This is a genomic window from uncultured Phenylobacterium sp., assembly GCF_902826855.1.
Lineage (GTDB): Bacteria > Pseudomonadota > Alphaproteobacteria > Caulobacterales > Caulobacteraceae > Phenylobacterium.
The window spans coordinates 1-1,683 of sequence record NZ_CADEGK010000376.1; the positions used below are offsets into that span (position 1 = coordinate 1).

Genomic DNA, 1,683 nt, shown 5'->3' on the forward strand with positions numbered 1-1,683 from the left:
CTTACGGGTGACGCCCCGCGCCCGCCTCGGAGTCGCCTCGGCTTCCACGCCCCGGTCGCGGAGCGCCTGCGCGAAGGTCTGGCGCCACAGCTCCAGGTCGGCCTTCTTGGGGTTCAGCCGCTCGCCCGCGTGGCCGCGTGAACATATGGCCAGGTGAACGTGTGGACGTGCCGTGTCCGTATGCAGGGTGAACACGTAGTCATGCCGACCTGCGAACATGTCGGCCGCGAACGACCGGGCGGCGTCTCTGACCGCGATCTCGTTCGTGCCGGCCGGCATCGACAGGATGACCGAATGACTCAACGGCGAGTCCCTGCGGCGAGGCCTGTCGCCCAGACCAGCGGCGCCCCAATCGTCCGCCAGGTCTGCCAGGTCGCGACGCCCGACGATCAGCGCACCATCGGCACCTTCAAGATCCAGCTCGCCATTGCGCGAAATGTATTCGAGGTGGGCGCGAAGGTGAGCGCCGTCCCGCGTGCGGCCCGTCACCTTGACCATCACCTCAGGCGCGCGCGCCGCGATCCGCTCCAGTCGCGCACGAACGCCGGCCCCGGAGGCTGGCGAAGGCCTCAGGACGGGGCGTGGCCGCACGATCCGCTGCCGCACGGGCGGACGCCAGACGTCCTCGAAACCTTGGACCATGTGGAAGTCGGTCATGGCTCGGCCGCCCAGTAGGCGAGATTGCCCTCGAACGCCTCGCGCAGTGTGAACATGTGCTCACGTAGCTCCGTGCGCAGGTGGTCGAGAGAAGCCATCTCCAGGTCCAGAACCTTGCCCTCCATGACAGCAGTGTTCAGGGCCCGGGCGATCTGGTTCACGTTCACGCCGATCCGCCGCACCTCGCCCTGGATCGCCACCAGGGCCACGGCCTCGAGTCGTGAAAAGGTCGGCTTGCCGCGAAGGCGATGGCGGATGAGGGCGGCCGCCCAGCCATTGGGGGTCAGTCCCATCGCCGCGGCCTCGCGCGCTAGGCCATCGCCATCGTCGTCCGTCAGCCGAACCGTCAGCTTCAAGGGGCGCGCCGGAAGCCGACCGCTCGGCGGCGACGGCCCGGCTGCGGCCTGATCCATAAGACGGCGCAAGGTCGGCGCACGGCCGCCCTGGCCGCCGGCGCAGGCATCAAACCGGGCGAGGAGATCGTCGGACACCCGAATGCTGAGATTGGCCACCGGGCCGCTCCACGTAGTGATCCGCCGCCGCGAAGGCTATCCTGCCCTAGACAGCGACGGCTCACTCTGGCCCCTCCCCTCGGCAGCGCCGATGCGCAAGTCTACGCATCAGCGCCGCTCGCCCGCCGCCCCTGACGGGGCGCCCCAGCCGGGCCAAGGTCTGGCAGACGAGGTCCGCTCGGCGCGCCGGAAACAGACGTCTGTCCCCTTTAGGTGCTTGTGCGCGCTAGGGCCTGGCCGACGCTGCGATTGCCTGGAAGGCCGACCTGCAGCCGCACCTCTGACCGAGGATTGATGCCCCCCTCTGCGTCCCGCGCGCGCAGAGGGCTGCGGCCCCTACCCATCGAGGGTAAGGATCCGGAGCGCGAGGACAGTGATCGGCACCCTGTAGCGCTCGGCCAGCGCGGCCATGGCGACCTCGTCAGCGAAGTCGAGCGGGTCGCTTCCTAGGTCGGATCTCAGCCACGCTTCGGGCAAGAGGAGGTGAAGCGCGAACACATTGGCTTCGACGTCC

General features: G+C 69.2%; 3 protein-coding genes. All 3 read right to left on the bottom strand.

Annotated elements, in window-relative coordinates; translation table 11 throughout:
- Positions 1-498, bottom strand: a 498-nt coding sequence (locus tag QZV94_RS24925) for a relaxase/mobilization nuclease domain-containing protein (RefSeq protein WP_293683150.1), incomplete at its 3' end; no start/stop codon positions are given.
- Positions 499-653: 155 nt separating this feature from the next.
- Positions 654-1,169 (bottom strand): MobC family plasmid mobilization relaxosome protein, encoded by a 516-nt coding sequence (locus QZV94_RS24930; RefSeq protein WP_293683152.1) that lies wholly within the window; start codon positions 1,167-1,169, stop codon positions 654-656.
- 336 nt (positions 1,170-1,505) lie between these two features.
- Positions 1,506-1,667 carry an ImmA/IrrE family metallo-endopeptidase gene (locus tag QZV94_RS25335; protein ID WP_367255369.1) on the bottom strand — a complete coding sequence of 54 codons (162 nt, stop codon included), beginning with the start codon at positions 1,665-1,667 and terminating at the stop codon, positions 1,506-1,508.
- Between the last annotated feature and the right edge of the window lie 16 nt (positions 1,668-1,683).